Here is a 23852-nt window from a genome sequence, read left to right on the forward strand (position 1 = left end):
CCCCGTCTTCGTTGTGGCGGCCTCTGCCGAGCGGTGCCCCCGGCGGAGGCTCAGCAAGCCGCGTGCCCAGTCGCGGCCAGCGCGAAGTCGCCGCACAGCGGCGAGACGGTGGCTGTCGGGCTGATTCAGGCGGGCCACAAGGCTATCAACAGCCGCATCTCCGAGCAGCCCACGAAGTTCGTTCAGCCGTCTCTGTATGGCCCGGCGGGCGAAGAGCATCGCATTCCTCTCATCCAGTGTCTCGCCGAGACGCGGCGCCGAGGGGAAAGAACACATCATGAACACCCGCGTTTCGCCAGCACCAATTCCCCCACAAGGTCGGCTTGGCCTCCTACCTTCCCCCCCACAATCCCCCCGGGCGACCGGCGGTGATGGGGGATGACCGGAGGCCACGGCGGGGTGTGCCCGGCTCGGGTTGCGTTCCCAGGTGTGGCGGCGGAGGGCGATCGGGGGCGATCTCAAGCGTTCGCGGGCATCACGTTGCGATTCAGGAACCTTCTACGAATCTGAGGGTCAGGAGTTCGAATCTCTTCGGGCGCGCCACGAAATTCATTGTAAATCAAGCGCGTACGGGCCGGTCAGCAGTGACCGGCCCGTTGTCGTTTGGGGGCTTCCCACCGGTGGCCCCATTTCGCCGCCGTTCGCCCCGTGGGATGCGTACGGCGCCGGCCGGAGCGAAGCCCGAGCCCAGGGACGCCCAGTGCCGCAGGTCGCGCTATTCGGTCTCGGTCTCGTCGAAATAGTCCATGTCGATCCGCTTGATCTCGACGGTCCTGGCGACCCGCACCCCGACATTGAAGCGGACCATCAGCCTCGTCAGCTCGGTCCCGTCGATGAGTACGCGCCTGAGCGCGCCGGAGTAGCTGGCCGCCGCCAGCGCCTGCCTGGAAAAAGAGGAGGTGGTGATCAGGACGTCCTTCTGCGCCCCCTTCCCGATCAGCGCGCCGATGAACGCCTGGACCGTCTCGCTGCCGATCGTGTTGCCCGGTTGATAGCGCTTCGCCTGGCGGTACACGCGGTCGAGGCCGAGCTGATCCTCGCGGATCACGCCGTCGACGCCACCGTCCTCTGTGGGCAATGTTCGCCCCGTGTCGGGCATAGGCCGGCCCGGGAGGTGATCTCAGGAGATGGTGTATCGCGGCGGACATTCAGCGCCGCATCAATCATCCGTCGCGTCTTGCTCATGTTCCGCTCCGTCTATTACGACAGAACAGCCCAACTACAACTTGCTCGCCCCCCGGTCTCATTTTCCGGGTCCATTTCACCCCAGGTGGGTTCCAACCGGCGAGGCTCAAGAGTGCCGCGACCAGACCGGATCGGTGGGGGCATAGCCCGCGCGGCTGGCATGCTTGTCGAGGAGAGCGCGAACCTTGAGCAGCGCCTCGGAGCCGGGGGCGGCGAGCGGGGCACAGCCAAACGCCTCGACCGGCGCCGCGACGTCCGGGCGGAGCAGGATCGGTTTGCCTTTCGATAATGTGGAATCGACAAAAGATTCTCGGGCGCCACACTCAAGATAGCTCTCGGCTGGCAGGTTCTCGGCCAGCAGGATGTCGTGAGCCTCGAGTGCGACATGGTGGTAGGTGACCGTGCGGCACGCGGTGTCGCGGATCACGGTCGCGCCGTTGATGAGGTCTTTGGCTTCGATCAAATGGTTCTCGGCGAAGATTGCATGGCCGGGAGACAGGCGCAGATCGCGCTCCGGCAGCCCGGGGCCGAAGGCGCCGGCGCGGATCAGGACCGGTCGCAGGCGCTCGGGCAGCGGCGTCGCCAGGGTCCCGAAGCTGCGCTGGCCGACCCAGACAACACGCCGCTCGGACGGGCCGCTGTCGCGGACGGTGAGCACGGCGTCACCCTCTGCAAGGGCCTCGACCGCGACGGGACCGCGCGGCGTGAGGATCGCGGTGCCGCGGGTGAAGCACGGGATGCTCTCGGTGCGCCGTTGCGGAAAGGCGGGGGCCTCTTCAAGGGCATACGGCTTGCGCCGGCTCGGCATGGCGCGCCGGCGTTCAGGCCAAGAGACGCTGGCTTGCGCGCCTCTGGTCTTGGCTTGGATCTTGGAGATGTCGGTCGACGTCCCGGCGATCCGCAACGCGTTGCCATTAGCGTCCCGGCTGACAACCTTGCCGCGGCTCAAGACCCACTTATAGCTGCCATCCATGCAAAGCAGCCGGTATTCGCATTCGCAAATTTCGGTCTTGCCTTCGCAATGCGCCCGTATCGCGGCCTTTGCGCGTTCAAGATCGTCCGGATGAACGCGCGCGTAGGCGATCTCGATCGGGGTCGATTGTGGCACGTCCTCATAACCAAGCATCTTGAACCAGCTCGCGGAGCAGTTATTCTCCCCGGTTGCCACATTTCGGTCCCAGACACCCGTTCCGCTTACCTCCACTGCGAGGGACCAAATGTCTGAAAAGTCGCTCCAGTCAGCAGGCCAGCTCACAATCGGTCTCCCCCCACGTATTTTTGCGCTTCAGTGCCCAACTGGATCCCCGAGCAGAAATGGCGACTAAGCCGATATTTCCCCTTTGGGCGGTCCATCTGCCCACCTGATTGAGGTTAGAATAACCCGATCGTGACCCGACTGGAAGACAGAACCGTGTGTAATGGCTTCCACCCCATCATTATCGCCGTGCGGCGACCTTGATCCGACTCAACAGCCGGATTCCAGTACGTTTTCCAACCCTGCGGACGTACTTCGCCTGTCGCTCGCCCCGTGCGAACGGTTCCGTCCGCCAACATGGCGCAGGCTCCCGTGGTCGCAGATCGTCGATCATGCCGAGGATGCGGCGGAACAAATCGCGCGGCGCAGCTCCGGGTCCTGAGCCTCCTGGGCAGGATCGGCCCCTTCCTTGAAAAGGCTGATCTTCGAGGTGTTCCTCCCAGAAAGAAGCTGCCATTCGAGCCGCTCTCGGCAGAGCGTAGAGAGTGCCCCCCACCATATTCCTCCCGTCGGTGCAGTCTGGCTATCACTCCCGGTGGCGCAGCGCCTCCACCAGCAGCGTGAAGGCCGGCGTGGGCTGGCGGCGGCTGGGGTAATAGAGGTGAAAGCCAGGAAAAAGCGGGCACCAATCGGCGAGCACGCGGGCCAGACGTCCCGCGGCCAGGGCCTCCTGCACGTGGTCCTCGGGGAGAAAAGCGATGCCGAACCCCGCCTCGGCGGCCTGCAGGATGAGCCGGGCGTTGTTGAAGGCCAGGCTGCCCTCGACGCGGACATTGAGCACGCGGCCGTCCTTCTCGAACTCCCAGGGGTAGAAGCCGCCCAGCGTGGGCAGGCGCAAATTGATGCAACCGTGCCGGGCCAGGTCGTGCGGTGTCTGCGGCGCCGGATGCCGTGCCAGATAAGCGGGCGCGGCGACAGCGGCCATGCGCAAATCAGGCCCGATGCGCACGGCCACCATGTCCTTCTCCACCTGCTCGCCCAGCCGCACCCCGGCGTCAAACCGCTCGGCGACAATGTCGGTGAGGCCAGCCTCGATGCTGAGCTCCACCTTGATGTCGGGGTAGTGGGGCAGAAAGCCCGCCAGCACCGGCCAAAGCCGTGTGGCGGCGGCGTGCTCCGTACTGGTGATGCGGATGGTCCCCGCTGGCTTTTCCCGCAATTCTCCCAGCGCGGCCAGTTCGGCCTCGATGCCGTCGAAATGCGGGCCGATGCGGGTCAGCAGCCTCTCCCCGGCCTCGGTGGGGGCGACGCTGCGCGTAGTGCGGGTGAGCAGCCGCACGCCGAGGCGTTCCTCCAGCCCGGCGATCGTCTGGCTAAGCGCCGATTGTGACACGCCGAGCCCCGCCGCCGCGCGGGTGAAGCTGCGCGCCCGGGCGACAGCTAAAAAGGCGGTGAGGTCGGAGAGTGTGTCGCGCGCCATTAAGAAGCCATGCTTATAAAGCCATGCGGATTATCTCGTCTAATCGCCGGGGCGGCGCGGGTCTAGATAAAGGGTCCCCAAACCAAGGAGAGTCTCCATGGAGATCAAGCGCGCCGGTACGCAGCCCTCGGGGCGCGGCCCGGCTGAGTATTTTACCGGTACGGTGCGGGTGGACCCGCTCAACAACCCGCCAGACCCGGCCCGCGTCTCCATGGCGCTGGTCACCTTCGAGCCCGGTGCCCGCACCGCTTGGCACACGCATCCGCTGGGGCAGACGCTCATTGTCACAATGGGCTGCGGGCGCGTGCAGCTTGAGGGCGAGCCCGTGCAGGAGATCCGCCCCGGCGACGTGGTGTGGATCGCGCCCGGCGAGCGCCATTGGCACGGCGCCGGGCCGCAAACCGCGATGAGCCATATCGCGGTGCAGGAGCGGCTGGAGGGTTCCGCCGTCACTTGGATGGAACACGTCACCGACGAACAATACGGGAGCTAAAACATGGAAAAGCGTCAACTTGGCCGCAGCGCCCTGGAAGTCTCCGCCCTCGGCCTGGGCTGCATGGGGTTAAGCTTTGGTCTCGGCCCGGCCACCGAGCGCGGGGCGGCCATCGCCCTTATCCGCGCCGCCTATGAGCGCGGCGTGACCTTCTTCGACACCGCTGAAGCCTATGGCCCTGGCGCCAACGAGGAGTTGCTGGGCGAGGCGCTGGCACCGTTCCGCGACGAGGTGGTGATCGCCACCAAATTCGGTTTTTGCTCCGGCGTAGTGGCGAAGGGGCTGGACAGCCGGCCGGAAAATATCCGCGCCGTGGTGGAAGCGTCCTTGAAGCGCCTGCGCACCGACCGCATCGACCTGCTATACCAGCACCGCGTGGACCCCGCCGTGCCGATGGAGGACGTGGCCGGGACGGTGAAAGAGCTGATCGCCGCGGGCAAGGTGAAGCATTTCGGGTTGTCCGAGGCGGGCGTGGAAAGCATCCGCCAGGCGCATGCGGTGCAGCCGGTGGCAGCGCTGCAAAGCGAGTATTCGCTGTGGTGGCGCGCGCCGGAGACGGAGATCCTGCCGCTGCTGGAGGAACTGGGCATTGGCTTCGTGCCCTTCAGCCCGCTGGGCAAGGGTTTTCTTACCGGCGCCATCAACGCCCAGACCAGCTTCGGCGAAAATGATTTCCGCAACGTGGTGCCGCGCTTCACGCCCGAAGCCCGCGCCGCCAACCAAGCCCTGGTCGAGCGGCTGACCGAAATCGCCGCCGCCAAGGGCGCCACGCCCGCGCAGATCGCGCTGGCCTGGCTTCTGGCCCAGAAGCCCTGGATCGTGCCCATCCCCGGCACTACCAAGCTGCACCGGCTTGAGGAAAACCTTGCCGCCGCTGACCTCACACTAACGGCCGATGACCTCGCCACCATCGGCGCGGCGCTGGCGGCGATTCCCGTCACCGGCGACCGCTACCCGGCCGCCCTGGCGGCGATGGTCAACCGCTGAAAGGAGACAGGCGTATGAGCGACAACATCACGGGCAAGGTGGTGGTCATCACCGGGGCCAGCTCGGGTCTGGGCGCGGCGGCGGCACGGCGTCTGGCGGCGCGGGGTGCCAGACTGGCGCTGGGGGCGCGGCGCGTGGACCGGCTGGAGGCGCTGGTAGCGGAGCTGCGCGCGGCGGGTGGCGAGGCGCTTGCCGTGCCAACCGACGTCACCGATCCCGCCCAGGTGCAGCGCCTGGTGGATGCGGCGGTGGCGACCTTCGATGGGCTCGATGTCATCATCAACAATGCCGGGCTCATGCCGCAATCGCCGCTGGAGCGGCGGCGCATCGACGAATGGGACCGCATGATCGACGTCAACATCAAGGGCGTGCTCTACGGCATCGCCGCCGCCTTGCCGGTGATGCAGGCGCAGAAGCGCGGACACATCATCAACGTTGCCTCGGTGGCGGGGCACAAGGTGCGGGCGGGCGGCGCGGTGTATTCGGCCACGAAGCACGCGGTGCGGGTCATCTCCGAGGGGCTGCGCCAGGAGGTGAAGCCCTATAACATCCGCACCACGGTGATCTCGCCCGGCGCGGTAGACACCGAGCTGCCCAACAGCATCTCCGAGCCTGATGTCGCCGCCGGCATACGCGCCTTCTACGACGCCTATGCCATCTCACCGGATTCCTTCGCCGAGGCGGTGCTCTACGCCATGGGCCAGCCCGAGAGCGTGGACATCAACGAGATCCTCTACCGGCCGACCAGCCAGGAATACTGAGAGGCAAGGAAACGCGACCGTCGGGATCGAGGCGCATCTGCCCAACGGGCAGATGCAGCGGAAGCCAGAGTGAGCCACCCGGCCCTGTGGAAGTCTCCCTCCCACCTTCCCCCTCTTTCCCCCCGGGCGAGCGACGGTAGCCGCCGGCGCTCTGTGACCACCAGCAAGTGTCCACACTCTTGAGAAGACAGGCATGAAAAAAAGCAGGTTCACCGGGGAGCAGATCATCGCGATGATGCCGGAGCAATTCGACACAAAGGGACAGACACGATGAGCATCTCCATGCGAAGCTGGCAATGGCAGCAACCGGGCAAGCCGGACGGATTGCGGCTCGTCAGCGGCACCAAGCCGTCGCCGGGCCCGGGCGAGGTTGTCGTCGAGAATCAGGCGATCGCGCTCAATCCGGTTGACTGGAAGCTGATCGCGGCCGGGCACCGGGACTGGCAGCCAGGCCATGTTCCGGGTGTTGACGGCGCCGGCCGGATCATCGCCGTGGGCGAAGGCGTTCCGCTCGAAATCGGCACGCGCGTGGCCTACCACCAGTTCATCGGCAAGCCGGGCAGCTTTGCCACGCATACGCGCCTGAGCGCTGAGGCCGTGCTGCGGATCCCCGACGGGCTCGATGCAACCGTTGCCGCCGCCTTGCCTTGCCCGGGCCTCACCGCGTGGCAGGCGCTGACCAAGGTGCCGGAGAAGGCGGGGCGTGACGTTCTCGTCATCGGCGCGGGCGGCGCGGTTGCGCAATATCTCGTACAGCTGGCGCTGTCCTGCCAGTACAGGGTCTGGGCGACGGCTGCGCCCCGCCATCATTCGCATCTGCTCGACCTTGGCGTGGCCGGTGTGTTCGACTATCGCGACGACAACTGGCGCGCCGGGCTCCAGACCGCGATCGGGATGCGCAAGCTATACGCCGCCTTCGATACGGTGAGCGGTGTACATGCCGCAAGCCTTGCCCCGATGCTCGGCTATGGCGGGCATCTCGTTTGCATTCAGGATCGCGCCGAGCAGCATCCGCTGCCGCCCTTCAGCACCGCTCTGTCGCTGCACGAGTTGGCACTGGGCAGCATTCATGAATACGGCGTACGGGCGGACTGGGTGGACTATCGCACAGCCGGCGAGAGCATGCTGCGGCAGCTGGCCATGCGCACGCTGTCAGCGCCGGAGATCGTCACTCAAGCATTTGAGGCGTTGCCCGCGAGCCTCGCGGCATTGAAGGCCGGGCAACCCGGCAAGCGGATCATCCTGCTCTGAAGAGGACACCTGCGCGGCAAGGCGCCGCGCAGGTGGTTCGGTCAAACAGCAGCCAGACGGGCGCGGTAGGCCGTGGCCGCATGGTCGAGGGCGGCGTCGTCCAGCATGCGGACGCCATGCACCGAGAAAATGGGCTGATAGGACATGCCTGTCAGATTGGCGGTCGCCTGCAAGGGGCGCAGCAGCTCGCTCATCGTATACTGGTTGAAGCCGCCGGCCTGATAGGCATCAACCGGGCCGCCGGTGGTGGTAGCAACCATCAGCACCTTGCCACGCAGCTTGTCGCCGCCGGGACCATAAGCGAAGCCGTAACTCAGCACCGCGTCCTGCCACTCCTTCAGAATCGCCGGGGTGCTGTACCAATAGCACGGGAATTGCAGCACGATCACATCATGGTCGAGCAGCAGGCGCTGCTCATGCGCCACGTCGATCCGGAAGTCCGAATAGCGCGTCATTAGTTCGTTCACGGTCACATTGGGCAGCGTGGCGGCGGCCGTAAGCAAAGCGCGATTGACGCGCGAGGCGGCCGGGTCGCGATGGGCGTAGATCAGCAGGATGCGGCTCTGGGACATGAAGAGTTCCGGGACTGTTGTTGCGGGATAGGCCGTAGAGTGGCGCTTGGATATAGGCGCGGCTACGCGATGGTCGACACGAGGCCGCCTTCGACCCGCAAAGCCGCGCCATTGGTGGCGGCAGACAGAGGGCTGGCCACGTAGGCCACCAGGCTGGCGATCTCTTCAGGCTCGATCATCCGTTGGATCAGCGACGCCGGGCGGTCCTTGGCGAAGAACTCCGCCTCAATCTCCTCGGCCGGCGCGTCAGGATTGCTGGCGACGCTCCGCAGGAAGCCGACAATGCCTTCCGAGCGGGTCGGTCCCGGCAGCACCGAATTCACCGTAACGTTGGTGCCCTTGGTCAAGTGCGCCAAACCCCGCGCGATCGAGATTTGCGCCGTCTTGGTCATGGCGTAGTGGATCATGTCGGGGACCACCACCAGACCGGTCTCGCTGGAGATGAAGATGACCCGCCCCCAATTCCGCTCCAGCATGCCGGGGAAATAGGCGCGCGCCAGGCGGACGCCGCTCAGCACATTGACGTCGAAATAGTACAGCCAGTCGGCGTCGCTGATGCCGCCGAAGGGCTTGCTCTCGTAGATGCCGAGGTTGTTCACCAGGATGTCCACTTGCGGGACGGCTTGCACCAGCGCCGCCGCGCCCTCGGGCGTGGTCACGTCGGCCAGAATGCCGGTGACCTGTTTCCCGCCCGAGGCGCGGATGCTTTCGACAGCCTGGTCAAGCTTGGCCTGATCGCGTCCGGTGACGATCACCCGAGCGCCTTCCACGGCCAGGGCGCGTGCGATTTCCAGGCCTATGCCGGCGGTCGAGCCGGTGACCAGCGCGGTTTTGTTTTGCAGTTTCAGGTCCATGATCAAGCTCCATTGCGTGTCGGCGCGAAGCTAGGGCTTGCGGCTTGCGGCGGCTATTTCATATTCTGTGCAAACACTTGTGAATGAAGGTCATCAATGTCGCGCATTCTCATGGAGCGCTCGGGGGAGATGGAGATCTTCGCCAGGGTGGTGCAGGAAGGCGGGTTTTCAGCCGCCGCGCGCAGTCTGGACCTGACACCGTCAGCGGTCAGCAAGGCGATCGCCCGGCTGGAGGAGCGCCTTGGCGCGCGTCTCTTGCTGCGCACCACCCGCGCCTTGTCGCTCACCGAGGAGGGCGAAGCTTACTATCAGGCCGCCCTGAACATCCTGCAGGCCATGAGCGACGCCGAGCACGCCGCCGCCGCAGGCGCCGTGCGGGGCCGTTTGCGCGTCAGCGCGTCCCTGCCCTTCGGCGCCATGTTCGTCGCCCCGGCGGTGCCGGGATTTCTCGCGCGGCATCCTGATGTGATTGTCGATTTCAGCGCCACTGACGACATTGTCGACCTCCTGGCGGAGCGGACCGATGTGGCGATCCGTGTCGGCGACCTGACCGATAGCGGCCTGATCGCCCGCAAGCTCGGGCAAAGCCGCCGCGTTGTTTGCGCCTCAGCAGCCTATCTCGAGCAGCACGGCGCCCCCAAAACGCCCGGCGACCTCCAGGGCCATAACTGCCTGAGGTTCAACTTCCGACGTTCGCGCACCGGCTGGCCCTTTCGCCAGGATGGCCGCGTGCTCGAGCAGCCCGTCTCGGGCAATCTTCTGGTCAACAATGGTGAAACCATGCGGCAAATGGCGTTGGCCGGTGTCGGCGTCGCCCGGCTTGGCCTGTTTCACGTCGCTGCTGATATAGAGACCGGTGCGCTCACGCCGCTCCTGGAAGCGTATAATCCGGACGACCTCGAAATCATCAACGCCGTCTATGTGGGCGGCGGCCACGTGCCCTATCGCGTCCGGGCCTTCATCGACCACCTGGTCGACACGCTCGCGTCAGAGCCTCTGCTGACAGGGCGCTGACGGGGGAGGAGCACTCACGCCGCGGCTTTTAGCGCGCGCAGCAATTCCTGGCGGGCAAACGCCACGCGCCGGTGGCGTAGCGCGCTTTTCGCCCAGACAAGATAGAAGCTGTTCCGGGGTGTCGTCACCGGAGGGTCGATCATCGCCAGCCTGCCGGCCGCCAGATCTTCGATGCAGAGATAGTTCGGAAGCACGGTCCAGCCTGCGCCGACACGAACCAGCGCGCGAAGAATCCGCAGGTCCGGCGCGGTGACGGCGGGCAGATTGGCCGGTAGCGGCAGGCGGTTGGCGGCCAGCCAGCTTCGCATCAACGGACGGTCGAGGTCGTAGGTAAGGTGTGGTACCCCCGCCAACGCCGAGGCCAAGCCGGGCGCCTGCGCGATCTGCCGGGCCAGATGTGGAGCTGCAACGGCCAGTAGCTGCTCAAAGCCGATCTCGGCATAGGCAAGGCGGGTGTCCTCGGGCTGTGAGGCGGTCAATGCAAGGTCGGTGCGGTCCTCCAGCAGCATGGCGTACAGCGCGTCGCGCCCGCCCGGGTGAAGGCGCAGGTCGAGCCCGGCCTCGAGCAGCGGGGCAAGGCGTGGCGCAACCCATTCGGCCATGAGATCGGCCGGGCCGGCTATGTGCACGGTGCCGGACAATTGTGCCGAGCGCGCACGCACGGAAGCCAGCGCGGCCTCTGCGGTGTCGAGCGTGCTGCCAAGGCTGGCGGCGAGATCGTCCGCGATCGCGGTTGGCCGCACCCCGCGCGCATGACGCTCAAATAGCGGCCGGCCGAGCTGGGCTTCGAGCGAGGCGACATGCTGCGACACGGCAGGTTGCGTCATGCCGAGCACGCGGGCTGCCTCGCTGATCGAACCGCGACGGCAGACTTCAATGAAGGTGCGCAAGTGCAGCAGCGACATCTGCGTTCCATAAATTAAATTATGAGCGACCGGCAAATTCTTTTGATGTGCTTATGTGCAGCGCACCCTATCTCCGCCACAGACGCACTCATGGAGATGGACATGCCGAAACCTCCCCGCATCCTGATTATCGCGACCTCCGCCGCCACGATGGACGGCGGCAGCACCGGCCTCTGGCTCGAGGAGCTGACGACCCCCTATTACGCCTTTCGCGATGCCGGCGCGGACGTGACGCTGGCCTCGATCGCCGGCGGCGCCATCCCCATCGATCCGCGCAGCGTGAAGCCCGTGGGGGAAAACGACGCCTCGGTGGAACGCTATCTGGCCGATGAAGCGTTCACGCAAACGGTTGCCGCCACACCGTGCTTCGAGACGCTCGGCACGGGCGATTTCGACGCACTGTTCCTGCCCGGCGGGCACGGCACCATGTTCGACTATCCGACGAGCGAGGCGCTTGCCCGACTGGTTGCCGCGATGAGCGAGGCCGGCAAGGTCGTCGCGGCCGTGTGCCACGGTCCGGCGGGGCTCGTCGCCGCGCGGAAGGCCGACGGCACGCCCTTCGTCGCGGGCCGCAAGGTCGCTGGCTTCAGCGACAGCGAGGAACGCGCGGTCGGGCTTGAACATGCGGTGCCTTTCCTGCTCGAAACACGGCTCCGGGAACTCGGCGCCGCGTATGTCAGCGGACCTGATTTCGCGCCTTTTGCGGTGCGTGACGGCAATCTGGTCACCGGACAGAACCCGGCCTCGGCGGAGCGGACCGCCGGGCTGGTGATGGAGGCGCTGCGCGACGCGGAGCAGGCGGCATGATGCGCTACCTGCACACCATGGTCCGGGTGGCGGACCTCGACCGCGCGCTGGCCTTCTGGTGCGGTGCGCTGGGGCTGGAGGAGATTAGCCGGATGGAGAATGAGAAGGGGCGGTTCACCCTCGTCTTTCTGGCGGCACCGGGCGATGCCGAACGGGCCCGCGCCACGAAGGCGCCGATGGTCGAGCTGACCTATAACTGGGATCAGGAGGATTATACCGGCGGCCGGAATTTCGGCCATCTCGCCTACCTTCTGCCCGATATCTACGCGACATGCGCGCGGCTGGCCGCTGCCGGCGTGACCATCAACCGCCCGCCGCGCGACGGCCATATGGCCTTCGTCCGCTCGCCCGACGGTATCTCGATCGAACTGCTGCAGGAAGGCGAGCGACTGCCGCCCGCCGAGCCCTGGGCCTCAATGCCGAACACTGGCAGCTGGTAAGAAGAGAACCGGCCCACCCTTTGGTTCCCCCTCATTCCCTCATGGCCATCGGGGGCGATGAGGGGCGAACCTGATGCCGGCGAATGATTAGGCCGCCTCGCCCCAACAGGCGAATTTGGAGGTCTGGCCGATGCCGGGGTTGAAGCAGTTGCACGGGTCCAGCGCCTTGTAATGCGCCGCCAGGACCGGCTTGGCCTTGTATAGATGCCCGACATTATGCTCGGCCGGATATTCGGCGCCGCGGGCATCGAGCAGGTGCCACATGCGGTGCTCCAGCGCGACCGGGTCATGCCCCTTGGCCACGATATAATCCTGGTGGAACACGTGGCAGAAAAAATGCCCGTAATAGAGCTTGTGCAGGATCGGCGCGGACACATCCTCGGGCAGATGCTCTTCCCAGGCGGTGTCGTTGCGGCGGAGCGCGATGTCCAGCGCCACGATGTCCTCCACCGTATCGCGGTGCATGGCGCGATAGCGGATGGCCGCCCCGGCCACGGCGAAGCGGTGCAGGAAGGCCTTCGCACCCTCCTGCGGCGTGCACTCGAAATAATCGCCCTCGGCGGAGGGGAAGAGGCTTTGCAAATAGGCGCGGGCCTCCGCAATGCCCTCGCCGGACGTTTTTAGTAACAAATGATGCTCATAGCGGTCTCGATACGCCAGCAGGCGCGGTGGCAGATGCTGCGGGAAGAACGAGCCGGCGAACTGCATAAGCCGGTCGGAGAGGTCGCGCGGCAGGAACGGGATACGCGAGGCAAAGGCGTCGAACCGGCCCTTGAGCGCGAACAAGGCGGGCAGACGGTCGGTGCCGAGCTTCTCGATGGCGAGGAACATGTCCTTGCCGTACTTAACCGCGATATCAAACGCGGTGCGGTGGATATATTCGCCCGCGACCGGCAGGTTCTTGAAAGTCGCCAGGATGTGGCGGCGGATCGCGGTCAGCTCGTCGGCGTCGTTGCTGCCGATGTAGAACACGGCGGTGGTCTTGTCTGCCGGGAAGGTGTCTAGCCGCGTGGCAAAAATCATCACCTTGCCGGCGCTGCCCGCGGCCTCGAACAAACGGCGCGGGTCGGCATTGAAGCGCGCCGGGGTGGGGGCAGAAATGTCGCGCACATGGGTGCCGTAGTCGGGGTCCGAGGCGGCGCGGTCCCGCGGATGCTCGATCTCGGCGGCGGGGAAATCGCCCGCCTCCAGCCTCGCCAGAATCGTCTCGGGGTCGTTGCCCAGACGGATGCCGAGATGGTTGATCAGTTCCACCTCGCCTTGCTCATTCACCCGCGCATAGAGGGCGAGCTGGGTGAAGGCCGGGCCGTGGCGGATTAGCGCGCCGCCGGAATTGTTGGCGATGCCGCCGGTGACAGAGGCGCCAATGCAGGAGGAGCCGATGACCGAATGCGGCTCGCGCCCCAGCGGGCGGAGTGTCTTCTCCAGCTGAAACAAGGTGGCGCCAGGCAGCGCCACCACTTGTTCCGCGCCCGGCAGCACATGCAACTTGGCGATGCGCATGCCGTTAATGATGACGATGGGACGGTCGTAATCAGTACCGTCCGGGGTGGAGCCACCGGTGAGGCCGGTATTGGCCGCCTGCATGATGATGATGACCCCCGCCGCATGGCAGAGGCGCAGCGCACGCCACTGTTCCACCAGGCTGCCCGGGCGAAGCACTGCCAGCACCTGCCCATCGCCAAAACGGATGCCCTTGCGGTAGCGCGCCGTTTGCCGTGCGCCGGTGAGGACATATTTCGCCCCCAGTGTCGCACGTAGATCGCGGATGAGGCTCGAGGTGTCGGTCATCGTCATGTAGTCCTTCGTAACTGCGGAACGCGCCAGCGGTACTGCGGAATGCGCCCGGGGCGGTTCACGTCCATATACCACGGGCTGACCTGGATTTTGTGGTTTGATGGCGCGACCGAGCACGGTTGAGCCATCAAACCAAGCTCGCTAAGCGACCCGCTGAGTCGCTTTCGCGAGTACGACCGTCAGGCTTCTTACCCCGACAATCTGTCGCAGATTGTTCTCAACGAGATGGACCATCCCGGATGGCATTTCATCGACTGCCAGCGACGCCTCGATGAGCGCACCATGACGTCCCGTTTTAACCCGATCAGGTACCAGATCCCGTCTTGCAAAGGGGGCCAGTAGACGCATCATGATTCCAGGTTCGGCATCAGCGACGAGTTCGAAGCAAACTGCTTGAAACGCGTCATCGGCAACGGGCGTCATGGGATCGTACTCCGTTAGGCGGCAGCGGAGGTCTCGCCCAGCATCTCCAGCGGTTTCAGCAGGAGATGATTGTGCGAGTAATCGACCGGGACGGAGATCACGACCGGGCCTTCGACGTCCATGGATTGGCGCAGAGCGCCGGCCAGGCTGGTCGGGGAGTCTACGGCGATGCCCTTGGCGCCGCATGCCTGAGCGTAGGCAGCGAAGTCGATCGGCCCGAACTCGACGCCAGAGCCGCGGCCGTACTTCTTGCGCTCCTGGATCTCGACCATGTTGAAGGCGTGGTCGACCCAGACCACGTGTACGATGTTGCACTTCAGGCGGACCGCGGTCTCCAGCTCCATGCTCGACATCATGAAGCCGCCATCGCCAGAGACGGACACCACCTTGTGGCTGGGGTCAACCAGGCTGGCGGCGATCGCCCAGGGCAGGGCCACGCCCATGGTCTGCTGCCCGTTGCTGATCAGCAGCTGGCGCGCGCGGAACGACAGCAGGTAGCGGGCCAGCCAGATATGGAACGAGCCCATGTCCAGGCAGGCGGTCACATCCGGGGTGATGACCTTCTCCAGCTCGCGCACGATCTCCAGCGGGTGCAAGGCCGCACCTTCGCTGCGCGCGCTGGCCAGCGCCAAAGCACGATCCGCCTTATAACGGCGCAGGATGGCCTCAAGGCTCTCAGAACGGGGCAGCCGGTTCACCGAAGCCGTCAGCGCATCGACGGTAGCGGCGATGTCACCGATCAGCTCAACAACGGGGGCATATCGGTTGTCGAGCTCAGCCGCGACCACGTCGATGTGAATGATCTGACGCCCGTCATCGACATTCCAGAGGTTCGGGTCATATTCGACCGGATTGTAGCCGATGGAAATAACCAAGTCGGCCTCGTGCAGAAGCTGATCGCCCAGCTGGTTGCGGAACAGCCCGACGCGGCCGCCGAAGCGATCCACCAGTTCGTGCGAGACCGCGCCCGCGGCCTGATAGGTGCCCACCACCGGCGCGCCAGTGGTCAAGATCAGCTTGCGCACCGCCACCGCAACCGCCGGACGGCTCGCCATGAGCCCCAAGAGGATGACCGGACGCGCGGCCTTGCCGATGATTTTCACGGCCTCGCTGATCGCCGCGTGGGACGCCGCGCCGGGCTGCGGGACGGCTTTGTTGGCGAGAACCGGGGCCGTGGTGGGCTGATTCAGAACGTCCATCGGAGTGCTGACGAAGGCGGCGCCGGGACGGCCGCCCTCGGCGGCGCGCAGGGCGTTGGCAACGACCTCAGACACCGCCTCGGGGGACGTGATTTCCGCGCTGTACTTGGTGATCGGCTTGAACAGGCTGACCGTGTCCATTGTCTGGTGGGTGAGCTTCAGCCTGTCGGCCAGTTTCACTGCGCCGCCGATGGCTAGCACCGGGTCGCCTTCGGAGTTGGCAGTCGCCAGGCCGGTTACAAAGTTCGAGGCGCCGGGGCCCGAGGTTGCGATGCAGACGCCCGCGCGGCCGGTCAGGCGGCCGATGCCGCCGGCGATGAAGGCGGCATTCTGTTCATGCCGGGTGACGACGGTCTTGATCGGCGAGTCCACCAAGACATCGAACAGACGGTCGACCTTGGCGCCAGGAATTCCGAACACATGGGTCACGCCGTGCGCGACCAGGTTCTTCACGATCAGCTCTGCGCCGCAATTTGGTGCGGCGGGCTCGTTGTTGCTGCTCATCTTCATAGTCCTTGATTGGAAATTCTACCGGTGATCGGCTTTATAAAAGCCGGAGGATCTCACTCGCCTTCGGCAATGCGGATCGCTTCATGGATGTTGTCTGGCGAGAGGTTGGCCTCGCAAAACTGCCGGCTGCGGGGAAGCTGGATCTCGACATCAGAGATCACGGCCAGTTCGAGGCGGCCTTTGCCGACGCGGTAGCCGGTAACGTGGCCGCCCTTCTTCTGCGCCTCATCCAGGAAGTGCAGGTGGTAGCCGGCAACGTTGATGCCTTGCATGTAGGTCGGCGTGCGGAAGCCCAGCATGGTGCCGCGCGTGGTGCCAAAATTTTGGGTCGGCTGCCGGCTCACAACATCGAGCATTGGCGGATAGGGGCGGCACTGGCAGAATACCGTGCGCGTCTCAAGCTCTTCGAATTCGCCTACGAAGCGGACCGCCACGAAAAGGTTCGGGTTGCCGATCACTTCGTCAACCAGCCTTTCAAGCTCCTTCTTGCTCTTCGGCGCATCAATGGCGATGCTCGTCTCCGGCTCGAAGTAGGTGACACAGGCAAAGGGCGTCAGCTGCTCTGGCTGCACTTCCCCGACGTGCCCGTCGGAACGGAACTGATGCACGACGCTTTCGTTGATGATCATCTCGCCATCAAGGGCGTTGAATGTCCCAATGCCGAAATTGCCGTGGCTCAGCAACTCCTCGATCGTCATCTCGCCGTCATAGACCGCGTCCAACAACGCGGCCATGGTTGAGGTCTGGAACAGCCTGTTGGGCTTAGGCTCGACGCACTTGAACGAGGTGCGGCCGGGACGGGGCAATACATCGTTTACAGACGAAAGCATTGTATCCATAAGTCAATTCTCACAATTCACGGAGGCTCTTTTCTGGCTCCGAATATCGTGAAAATCAGACCTCAGGTCCAATATATGGAGATGTTGTTTTCAATATCTGTTTAGTATTACCGGGCCTGCGCCGCCATCGCTCCGCTCCACCGAAGGAAGCCCTAATCAGACTCTTCTCGACCCGCTGAAGGAACGCCATGTCATGTAGAATTTGGGTTGCGGTCACCGGGGGAACGCGACGATGCGTCATGTGACGTGACAACGGCTGGGTTCGAGCACTACAGCACGCCGACGCGACGGGCTGCGCTCCTGGACGCGATGAACTGCATGATGCCATGGCGCGGCGGGCTGCGATTTTGTTGAGCCAGCCTCGTGATTATTCCCTGTTGGAATGTACATATAGAAATCATAATTTTCGTTTTACAAAAAACTGCCGGAAAGTACGTGTCGGGCATCGGCAAGGCTGAAGTTCCCTCAGGACGCGAGATGAAGTTACGAAAGCCGAGCTATTCATTCCCTGTTTCATAGTAGGACACTCGCGCCCTCGACGGCTGGAGTCCAGCCCGGTGCTGGAAGCGGCGTGCGCGCATATCAACGCGCGGGCTGGTGCGTGTGTCCGGCTGAGCGCAATACACGGTGTAGCCCGAGCGGCCGGCATTTCGACCACTGTGCGCTGGCACATACGGTGGCTGTGGCACCCGCCATCGACCCAGCGAGATCAGCGGAGAAAAGGAGATCTGCCTGACCAGCCTCACGCCGGACCCGCACAAGGCCGGCGTCCTGCGGATCAATCGTCCGGCCGGTCTCTACAGAGAAGCCGCATCGTCCACGCCCGATTTTTGCCGCCGCCAGATCATCACGGTAATTGCAAGCCAGCACCGTTGCGATCACTTCATCGCGGAACAAAACCTCCAAAGGCACGGGCAGATATGGATGGTCCATGTCCTGCGCCCAGCCCTCGACCAACCCGTTCCGGCTGATTATATCCACGAAACCGCGCAATTGGCCCGGCCTGCGCCTAAACGCCGCGCGTGCCACAACCGGGCGCAACGCCGCATCCAAGCCGGGACCACTCAACGGCCGCGGGGCGCAAACCGTTACCTCGTCGGGCGCTTCAAAATCCGGATACAGCGCCCAGAACGAGGCGGCATTGTTGAAATGCTCTCGCAGTCCTGGCCCATCGGCGAACGTCTCACCCCAAGCCCCCTCCACCAGTACGCAATCATGTGTTTCGAGTTCGATGTTGTAATATTCAACCGTCTCTGGCATCTCCTCTTGCGTGACGGTAATGCCGTTCACCAGAGATTTCGCCAGCACGAGTGTCTGGCCCAGCAACATTGAGTGACCGGGCGAGACGAACAAATCACGCCGGGGGAGGTTCGGCCCCAACGCGCATGCGGAAATATTTACCGGGATTTGTTCAAAATTCCGGGCAATGAAGCGTGCCGCATAGCTCTGGCGGCCAATCCATTTCACCGGCTGCACGCCACCGCGCCAAGTCACGACTTCATCGCCAATCGCCAAGTCTTCAACGGGCACCTCGCCCCGCAAAGTCAGGATGTGCGTGCCGCGCAAATAGCAAAGGGCGTCAGCGCTGGCCGCACTGACGACCAGGCTGCCATCCGCGGTGCTGGTGGAAAAATCGCTCGGCACATAGGATACGCCATCGGTGTTTTGCGCGAAACTCACCGCGTTGATCAGCAGATCTTTCGTTCCATCGGTTTGCACGCCGTACAGGGCGTAAACGCCTGGCGACGTTTCGGTCCAGATGATCGTCGTATCCGTGGAGTCCGTTGCAAACTCGATGACATCGCTCGGCGCAAGATTCATAATGTTGCCTAGTGGTGCGCCACTTGCCGGCAGGATCAGCGTATTGGCTTGTCCGGCTGGCGCGGCAACAAACGATATGGCTGCCGTGGGATTGGCGTCCAGCGTGACGCTGGCGCCGCCAGCGATGACAAGCGTCCCTCCACCAAAAACTTGCCCCGCAATTGCCGTGGTGACACCGGAGAACGTCAAACTTCCCGCTTTGATTGAAATGGCGCCAGAATAGCTGGTCATCCCGGTCAAGGTGATATCGCCCGCCCCGGCCAGGATCAAATCACCGTTGCCGCTCAGCGCATTGCTAAGAGTGCCAGCACTGTCCTGGTTGATAACCAGTGTCGCGTCGTTGACAATCGAACCTGTGCCAAAACTCTCAACACTGCCAATGAGCGCGCCGGCGTCGATGACGGTGCCGCCTGTGTAACCATTATCGCCGCCCAGCGTCAGCACGCCGCTGCCCTGCTTGATCAGGCTTCCGCCGGTGCCGCCCGCGAGGCCGCCATCGGTAATGCTGCCATCGAATTCCGTTGAATCAGCTGTGCCCAGCGTCAGAGCACCACTGCCCAGCGCCACGGTGCTGCCGGCCACGCCGACGAGATCCTGAATCGTCTGGTTCCCAGCTTGCGAAATATCCAGCACAGCGCCCGCGCCGGTAAGCGCCACGCCGCTGCTGTCGGCGATGCTGCCCGCCACGCCGGAGCTGTTGACGCCGATATAGAGCGTGCTGTCGCCGCCGATCGTGGTGGCGCCGGTATAATCCGTGTTCTCCAGCAAGGTGAGGGCGAGATCACCGATCTGCTCCAGCCCGCCGACGCCGCTGATATTGGAGAGCGAGACGGTGGTGATGCCGTCAACGGCGCCGGTTGTGTTATCAACAATCAGCAAATCATTATCGGTGATGCTGTCAGTGCTGGCGCCGTTGGCGGTATCGGCGGTGAGCAGGCTGGAATTGCCGCCTGAGCTGTTGTAATAGCCGATCGCTCCCGCCGTGCCGCTGGCATTACCCGTAGTGCCGTCACCCAATTGCAATACCGTTCCGGCATCGATCTGCGTCAGGCCATTATAAAATTCGGCCTGGGTGAAAATGACATGATTGGCATTGGATGAGTTGCCTCTTATGACGACATCACCGACGCCCGGCGTGGACAGGGAAGCCAGATATTGTCCACCGCCGATCGCAGTGTTGAGCGTCGTTGTGCCGATATAGTCGAAGCCGAGAATGCCGTTGCTGTGCAGGTTGATATAGCTGTTGTAGGCATTGCCATTGATGAACATCGTGCTGGTGGTGCCGTCACCGAACTGCACCACCGAGCCTTCGACATTGACGCCGCGCTCGGAATAATTCTTCGGCATGCAGGTGTAGTTGAGCGCGGCATTGGTGAGGCTGGGGGCGCTCTCATTGCCGGAATCGCTGTAGCTGTACACACCCGAGAGTTCGGTGAGCCCGGAATGGTCATCCAGGTTGATGTCGTTTTCGTATCTGTCTTCCCAGATGTTCTGGGTGACATCCACATAGCCCGGCTCACCGGTGCTGGGCACGGGCACGGTCGGCAGATAGGAGGTGTCGATAAAAATGAAACTGGTATCGGGCGTGCTGCCATACTCATGGTCGGTGCCAATATTGGCACCATCCTCCAGGTACAGCGACGGTCCGGTAAAGGTGTTCACGCCGTACAGCCTGATGCCGCCATTGTAGCCGCCGCTGACCACGGTCACCCCGCCCGAGCCGGAGATGGTGCCGCCGATGGTTATCAATCCGGTATCATATGCCTCAGCGAGCAGCAGTGTGCCGTTATCGACAATATCGTTATTGATCGTCACGCCGCTGGCCGAGGCATTGCCAAGCTGCAAGGTTGTGCCGGTGCCGATGGTCAGAGAGGCCGGATCCGGATTGTTGACAACATAAACCCAGCCCTTCCACAGGCCATTCGCCCCCCACAAACCGTCATACTCAACATCTGCGAAGGTGTAGAAATAACTCGATACGGCCTGCGTCTGTTCGGCGGTGGGCAGGGTATAGGTTGGCGTCTGCGTCAGGACCAGCGTGCCGGCGCCGTTGGGCGAGTTGATGGTGAGCGTGCCGGCGCCAGAGATGACACCCGTATAGGTTGTCGCCCCTGCCGGGAGGTTGATCACATAGTTGCCGCCCTGCAGGGCAATGTTATCAGCCCCGCCGTCCGCCGTGATAAGGCTTGTAATATCACCGCCTGTGCTTGGCGCGGACACTGTACCCGACATCCGATCTGCTCCGTCACTTTGAAATAACCGCATAAAAAAGCTAGCCGTGCGGTAGCTACTCCGGCTGGAGCAAAGCCTGCTTCGTGAGCTGACGAGTCTACACAGCTATTATTATAATTATACTATACTCAACCAGAGGTTGTTTGGCAATTTTTGACGTGTTAGTTGTGGATCGGAGTCACGTTGTGACGCCATAAAGCCTAGAGCGTTCTGTGAATAGCTTGAATCGCGGGTTTCCCGGTATCCATCCGGTGAAAGACGCGGGTCTTACTTTTTCAGATGTCGTCGTTCTCTGATGATATCCTCCAGGTTTTCCACGCCGAAGTCGGAGAAGGCTGCGGTGCCTTCGCCATCTGGTCCATAAACCCAAATCAACCCGTCTTCCGGTTCCATCTCTTCGATGATTTCGTTTAGCCAGTCCTCGTCCTCACCGAGTTCTTGTGCGACGAGGGCGATGGTCTTGATTGCGTAAATCTTGTTCAGCTGTGTTGTCATGCCGCGCAAGGCACCGTTACGGCCGGGCGGGCAGTCCAATTCCACGGCATCAATTCGTCGAGCCTGTGCGCTGGATGATTGGCAATGCGGTCGAGGACGTCGGCGAGCCATGCCTGCGGGTCGATGCCATTCATTTTTGCTGTCGTGATTAGGCTGTACATCATCGCGGCGCGCTGCCCGCCGCGGTCGGAGCCGGCGAACAGCCAGTTGCGGCGCCCAAGAGCCAAGCTTCGAATGGCCCGTTCCGCCGCGTTGTTCGACAGGCAAATCCGCCCGTCGCTCAGGAACCGGGAGAAGGATGCCCAGCGGGTGAGCATGTAGTCCATGGCCTTGGCGACATCGTTATGGCGGGAGAGTTTGGCGCGCTCGGCGCGCATCCATGTCTCGAGATCGGCGACCAGCGGGACGCTGTGCTCCTGTCGTACGGCCAGCCGCTCGGCGGCGGGTTTGCCGTTAATTGGCCGCTCGATCTCGAAGATCGCGTCGATCCGCTGCACCGCGGCCAGCGCCATTGGCGCGACGAAGGCCGGTGTGCGGCCCTGCGCCTTGCGCTTGGCGTTGCGGGCGATATCGGCCAGCTCGAAGAATTTCCGCCGCGCATGCGCCCAGCAGGCAGCCTCGATGATGGGGCCCGGTGTTCGGCCGGATTCGTAAAGTTTGTTGTACCCAGCATAGGCATCGGCCTGGAAGATGCCGCTGTACCCAGCGAGATGAGTCTGCGGATGAATGCCAGCCCGATCTCGTGAGTAGTGGAACACCGCACAAGGCGGCCCAGCACCACCGAACGGCCGGTCGTCGCGGACGTAGACCCAGGCGCGCCCAATATCGGTCTGGCCGCGCGCCAGCACCGGCACTGTGGTGTCGTCGCCGTGCACGCGCTCGGCCGCGAACACCATGGCTTCCATATGTTTGAACGCCGGCTCCAACGCGACGCAAGCGGCCCCGACCAGATCGGCCAGGGTCGAGACGCTGAGCGGCACACCCTCTCGGGCGAAGCGCTCGGACTGGCGGTTGAGCGGCTGGTGCTGGCCAAATTTCTCATAGGCAATCATCGCCAGCAGGCTGGGACCGGCAAAGGCGCGCGGGATGACGTGGAACGGCGCGGGGTTCTGGCTGATCGTCTCGCAATCGCGGCAGGTGAATTTTTCCCGGACATACTGGAGCACCTTGTGCTGGCGCGGCGTGCTCTCCAGCGTCTCCGTCACCGTCTCGCCCAGCTTGGCAAGCCGCCTCCCGCCGCAGCATGTGCAGGCAGCTGGCCCCGGCAGGACGATCCGTTCGCGCGGCAGATGATCTGGGAAGGGCTGGCGTGAGGGGCGCTTGCGGGTGGCGCCGGTGACCGTAGTTGCGCGGGCCTTCGCGGCTTCCTGCTCGGCCCTTAATTCGTCCTCGGTGGCAGTCGCCTCTAGCTCCTCAAGTTCAAATTCCATCTGGTCCAGCAGCCGCGCCGTGCGTTCCGCCCGCGGGCCGTAGATGGTGCGCTTGAGCTTCTCAATCTGCAGCTTCAGATGCGCGATATAGGCCGCGATATCCGACCGCTCGGCCTGGGCAGCGGCGGCATTCGCCCGGGCCAGATCAAGTTGAGCGAAGGCCGAACGGACGATATCCTTCAGCGCATCGATATCGTCTGGCAAGGCCGAAGGATCAAACGCCATGACCCGCATAGAATCACAAACAGCAATAGTTTTGCTAGAAAATTCCGCCCGCGGTGAACAGATTTTCGGCTATCCCGCAGCTTGCGGGCGCCAAGTTTTCTGCGGGTTTCGCCAGTCGATTCCTTCGAGGAGATAACCCATCTGCCCGGGCGTGAGTGCCACAACGCCGTCCACGGTTTGCGGCCAAATAAATTTTCCGCGGTCCAGCCGCTTGGCGTAAAGTGACAGGCCGATGCCGTCATGCCAGAGCGCCTTGAGCAGCGAGCCGCTACGTCCGCGGAAGAGGTAAATGTCGCCCGCGAATGGATCACGGCCGAGCCCCTCTTGCACCTGCAGAGCCAGGCCCCGCATGCCACGGCGCATATCAGTGTGGCCCGAGGCCAGCCATACCCGCGCCCCGGACGCCATCGGGATCATCCGCGCAGTACCGCCATCACCTGGCGCAGCGCTGCAGCCCCCACCTGATTATCGACCCGTACACATGTGCCATCCGGCAGCATGATCTCGATCCGGCTCGTGCCGAATTCCGCGGCGCGCGCCGGTGGTCGCGCCTCCTGCGGATGGGGTGCATTCAACGACGCATCGACTGCTTTTGGTTGCGGCACAGATTCAGCGGCAGCCGGCAGCACCCGTAGCGGGATAAATTCCGGTACAGCATACGCCGCAGCCAACTCACCGCTCCGAACCTGCGAGCGCCATTTCCAGAGCTGACCACGAGAAACCTCGTGACGCCGCGCAACCAACGCAAACACCGCCCCCGGCGCCTCCGCTTCAGCCACAATCCGAAGCTTCTCTTCCAATCGCCAGCGGCGGTGGCGCTCAATCCCAGACATGATCTCCATCTCAAACCGTCCCGTGCTCAAAGTGACGCTCATAGAAGCGCCCTTATGAGCGCTCACTACGCAGTCACGGCAGGCGGTTCAGACCGGAGGGATAC

General features: G+C 63.7%; 22 protein-coding genes. 7 read left to right on the forward strand and 15 right to left on the reverse strand.

Going from position 1 to position 23852, the window contains the following annotated elements; translation table 11 throughout:
• Positions 1 to 715: 715 nt before the first annotated feature.
• From ACLPJJ_RS07760 to ACLPJJ_RS07770, 3 genes are all read right to left on the reverse strand, one after another.
• Positions 716 to 1078: a restriction endonuclease gene (locus tag ACLPJJ_RS07760; protein ID WP_443590378.1), complete on the reverse strand. Its 363-nt coding sequence runs from the start codon at positions 1076 to 1078 to the stop codon at positions 716 to 718.
• 213 nt (positions 1079 to 1291) lie between these two features.
• Complete coding sequence (locus tag ACLPJJ_RS07765; protein ID WP_443590379.1) at positions 1292 to 2353, reverse strand: Hint domain-containing protein; 1062 nt, start codon at positions 2351 to 2353, stop codon at positions 1292 to 1294.
• A 613-nt stretch (positions 2354 to 2966) separates the two neighbouring features.
• A complete protein-coding gene (locus ACLPJJ_RS07770; RefSeq protein WP_443590380.1) occupies positions 2967 to 3860 on the reverse strand; it encodes a LysR family transcriptional regulator in 894 nt (297 codons plus the stop codon).
• A gap of 97 nt (positions 3861 to 3957) precedes the next feature.
• Between ACLPJJ_RS07770 and ACLPJJ_RS07775 the strand changes: the two genes are divergently transcribed.
• From ACLPJJ_RS07775 to ACLPJJ_RS07790, 4 genes are all read left to right on the forward strand, one after another.
• The gene (locus tag ACLPJJ_RS07775) at positions 3958 to 4353 is read left to right on the forward strand and encodes a (R)-mandelonitrile lyase (RefSeq protein ID WP_443590381.1); all 396 of its coding nucleotides are present in this window, start codon (positions 3958 to 3960) and stop codon (positions 4351 to 4353) included.
• Positions 4354 to 4356: 3 nt separating this feature from the next.
• Positions 4357 to 5340, forward strand: coding sequence for an aldo/keto reductase (locus ACLPJJ_RS07780; RefSeq protein WP_443590382.1), 984 nt, complete (start codon positions 4357 to 4359; stop codon positions 5338 to 5340).
• A 14-nt stretch (positions 5341 to 5354) separates the two neighbouring features.
• Positions 5355 to 6101 carry an SDR family oxidoreductase gene (locus ACLPJJ_RS07785; protein ID WP_443590383.1) on the forward strand — a complete coding sequence of 249 codons (747 nt, stop codon included), beginning with the start codon at positions 5355 to 5357 and terminating at the stop codon, positions 6099 to 6101.
• 270 nt (positions 6102 to 6371) lie between these two features.
• Entirely contained in the window at positions 6372 to 7352 is a 981-nt protein-coding gene (locus ACLPJJ_RS07790; RefSeq protein ID WP_443590384.1) for a zinc-binding dehydrogenase, read from the forward strand.
• 41 nt (positions 7353 to 7393) lie between these two features.
• Here the strand turns inward: ACLPJJ_RS07790 and ACLPJJ_RS07795 are convergent, their stop codons facing one another.
• Together ACLPJJ_RS07795 and ACLPJJ_RS07800 are read right to left on the reverse strand one after the other, a co-directional pair.
• Complete coding sequence (locus ACLPJJ_RS07795) at positions 7394 to 7924, reverse strand: NAD(P)H-dependent oxidoreductase (RefSeq protein ID WP_443590385.1); 531 nt, start codon at positions 7922 to 7924, stop codon at positions 7394 to 7396.
• 62 nt (positions 7925 to 7986) lie between these two features.
• Positions 7987 to 8778 carry an SDR family NAD(P)-dependent oxidoreductase gene (locus ACLPJJ_RS07800; RefSeq protein WP_443590386.1) on the reverse strand — a complete coding sequence of 264 codons (792 nt, stop codon included), beginning with the start codon at positions 8776 to 8778 and terminating at the stop codon, positions 7987 to 7989.
• A 96-nt stretch (positions 8779 to 8874) separates the two neighbouring features.
• On the opposite strand from ACLPJJ_RS07800, the gene ACLPJJ_RS07805 reads away from it, so the two are divergent.
• Positions 8875 to 9792: a LysR family transcriptional regulator gene (locus ACLPJJ_RS07805; protein WP_443590387.1), complete on the forward strand. Its 918-nt coding sequence runs from the start codon at positions 8875 to 8877 to the stop codon at positions 9790 to 9792.
• A 14-nt stretch (positions 9793 to 9806) separates the two neighbouring features.
• Here the strand turns inward: ACLPJJ_RS07805 and ACLPJJ_RS07810 are convergent, their stop codons facing one another.
• Complete coding sequence (locus ACLPJJ_RS07810) at positions 9807 to 10697, reverse strand: LysR family transcriptional regulator (protein WP_443590388.1); 891 nt, start codon at positions 10695 to 10697, stop codon at positions 9807 to 9809.
• A 102-nt stretch (positions 10698 to 10799) separates the two neighbouring features.
• On the opposite strand from ACLPJJ_RS07810, the gene ACLPJJ_RS07815 reads away from it, so the two are divergent.
• The gene (locus tag ACLPJJ_RS07815; RefSeq protein WP_443590389.1) at positions 10800 to 11504 is read left to right on the forward strand and encodes a type 1 glutamine amidotransferase domain-containing protein; all 705 of its coding nucleotides are present in this window, start codon (positions 10800 to 10802) and stop codon (positions 11502 to 11504) included.
• Positions 11501 to 11944: a VOC family protein gene (locus ACLPJJ_RS07820; RefSeq protein ID WP_443590390.1), complete on the forward strand. Its 444-nt coding sequence runs from the start codon at positions 11501 to 11503 to the stop codon at positions 11942 to 11944. The genes ACLPJJ_RS07815 and ACLPJJ_RS07820 overlap by 4 nt, the downstream gene beginning before the upstream one ends.
• Positions 11945 to 12031: 87 nt before the next feature.
• On the opposite strand, the gene dld is transcribed toward ACLPJJ_RS07820, so the two are convergent.
• From dld to tnpA, 9 genes are all read right to left on the reverse strand, one after another.
• Positions 12032 to 13741 (reverse strand): D-lactate dehydrogenase, encoded by a 1710-nt coding sequence (gene dld, locus ACLPJJ_RS07825; protein WP_443590391.1) that lies wholly within the window; start codon positions 13739 to 13741, stop codon positions 12032 to 12034.
• Between the two features lie 141 nt (positions 13742 to 13882).
• Positions 13883 to 14164, reverse strand: a complete 282-nt coding sequence (locus ACLPJJ_RS07830; protein WP_443590392.1) for a hypothetical protein — start codon at positions 14162 to 14164, stop codon at positions 13883 to 13885.
• 14 nt (positions 14165 to 14178) lie between these two features.
• Complete coding sequence (gene alsS, locus ACLPJJ_RS07835) at positions 14179 to 15867, reverse strand: acetolactate synthase AlsS (RefSeq protein ID WP_443590393.1); 1689 nt, start codon at positions 15865 to 15867, stop codon at positions 14179 to 14181.
• A 59-nt stretch (positions 15868 to 15926) separates the two neighbouring features.
• The gene (budA, locus tag ACLPJJ_RS07840; protein WP_443590394.1) at positions 15927 to 16703 is read right to left on the reverse strand and encodes an acetolactate decarboxylase; all 777 of its coding nucleotides are present in this window, start codon (positions 16701 to 16703) and stop codon (positions 15927 to 15929) included.
• 591 nt (positions 16704 to 17294) lie between these two features.
• A complete protein-coding gene (locus tag ACLPJJ_RS07845; RefSeq protein WP_443590396.1) occupies positions 17295 to 20378 on the reverse strand; it encodes a Hint domain-containing protein in 3084 nt (1027 codons plus the stop codon).
• A gap of 654 nt (positions 20379 to 21032) precedes the next feature.
• A complete protein-coding gene (locus ACLPJJ_RS07850; protein ID WP_443590397.1) occupies positions 21033 to 21260 on the reverse strand; it encodes a hypothetical protein in 228 nt (75 codons plus the stop codon).
• Positions 21257 to 22915 carry an IS66 family transposase gene (gene tnpC / locus ACLPJJ_RS07855; protein WP_443590398.1) on the reverse strand — a complete coding sequence of 553 codons (1659 nt, stop codon included), beginning with the start codon at positions 22913 to 22915 and terminating at the stop codon, positions 21257 to 21259. The genes ACLPJJ_RS07850 and tnpC overlap by 4 nt, the downstream gene beginning before the upstream one ends.
• 69 nt (positions 22916 to 22984) lie before the next feature.
• Entirely contained in the window at positions 22985 to 23332 is a 348-nt protein-coding gene (tnpB, locus tag ACLPJJ_RS07860) for an IS66 family insertion sequence element accessory protein TnpB (protein WP_443590399.1), read from the reverse strand.
• Entirely contained in the window at positions 23329 to 23790 is a 462-nt protein-coding gene (gene tnpA, locus ACLPJJ_RS07865; protein ID WP_443590400.1) for an IS66-like element accessory protein TnpA, read from the reverse strand. Before tnpA ends, tnpB begins: the two co-directional genes overlap by 4 nt.
• Positions 23791 to 23852: the final 62 nt, after the last annotated feature.

This window comes from Acidocella sp. (assembly GCF_052326845.1).
GTDB lineage: Bacteria > Pseudomonadota > Alphaproteobacteria > Acetobacterales > Acetobacteraceae > Acidocella.

Bases quoted from the DNA above. Each gene is read 5' to 3' on its own strand.
- ACLPJJ_RS07770 (WP_443590380.1), bottom strand. From the start codon at position 3,860: ATGGCGCGCGACACACTCTCCGACCTCACCGCCTTTTTAGCTGTCGCC.
- ACLPJJ_RS07775 (WP_443590381.1), top strand. From the start codon at position 3,958: ATGGAGATCAAGCGCGCCGGTACGCAGCCCTCGGGGCGCGGCCCGGCT.
- ACLPJJ_RS07780 (WP_443590382.1), top strand. From the start codon at position 4,357: ATGGAAAAGCGTCAACTTGGCCGCAGCGCCCTGGAAGTCTCCGCCCTC.
- ACLPJJ_RS07785 (WP_443590383.1), top strand. From the start codon at position 5,355: ATGAGCGACAACATCACGGGCAAGGTGGTGGTCATCACCGGGGCCAGC.
- ACLPJJ_RS07790 (WP_443590384.1), top strand. From the start codon at position 6,372: ATGAGCATCTCCATGCGAAGCTGGCAATGGCAGCAACCGGGCAAGCCG.
- ACLPJJ_RS07795 (WP_443590385.1), bottom strand. From the start codon at position 7,924: ATGTCCCAGAGCCGCATCCTGCTGATCTACGCCCATCGCGACCCGGCC.
- ACLPJJ_RS07800 (WP_443590386.1), bottom strand. From the start codon at position 8,778: ATGGACCTGAAACTGCAAAACAAAACCGCGCTGGTCACCGGCTCGACC.
- ACLPJJ_RS07805 (WP_443590387.1), top strand. From the start codon at position 8,875: ATGTCGCGCATTCTCATGGAGCGCTCGGGGGAGATGGAGATCTTCGCC.
- ACLPJJ_RS07810 (WP_443590388.1), bottom strand. From the start codon at position 10,697: ATGTCGCTGCTGCACTTGCGCACCTTCATTGAAGTCTGCCGTCGCGGT.
- ACLPJJ_RS07815 (WP_443590389.1), top strand. From the start codon at position 10,800: ATGCCGAAACCTCCCCGCATCCTGATTATCGCGACCTCCGCCGCCACG.
- ACLPJJ_RS07820 (WP_443590390.1), top strand. From the start codon at position 11,501: ATGATGCGCTACCTGCACACCATGGTCCGGGTGGCGGACCTCGACCGC.
- dld (WP_443590391.1), bottom strand. From the start codon at position 13,741: ATGACGATGACCGACACCTCGAGCCTCATCCGCGATCTACGTGCGACA.
- ACLPJJ_RS07830 (WP_443590392.1), bottom strand. From the start codon at position 14,164: ATGACGCCCGTTGCCGATGACGCGTTTCAAGCAGTTTGCTTCGAACTC.
- alsS (WP_443590393.1), bottom strand. From the start codon at position 15,867: ATGAGCAGCAACAACGAGCCCGCCGCACCAAATTGCGGCGCAGAGCTG.
- budA (WP_443590394.1), bottom strand. From the start codon at position 16,703: ATGCTTTCGTCTGTAAACGATGTATTGCCCCGTCCCGGCCGCACCTCG.
- ACLPJJ_RS07850 (WP_443590397.1), bottom strand. From the start codon at position 21,260: ATGACAACACAGCTGAACAAGATTTACGCAATCAAGACCATCGCCCTC.
- tnpC (WP_443590398.1), bottom strand. From the start codon at position 22,915: ATGGCGTTTGATCCTTCGGCCTTGCCAGACGATATCGATGCGCTGAAG.
- tnpB (WP_443590399.1), bottom strand. From the start codon at position 23,332: ATGATCCCGATGGCGTCCGGGGCGCGGGTATGGCTGGCCTCGGGCCAC.
- tnpA (WP_443590400.1), bottom strand. From the start codon at position 23,790: ATGAGCGTCACTTTGAGCACGGGACGGTTTGAGATGGAGATCATGTCT.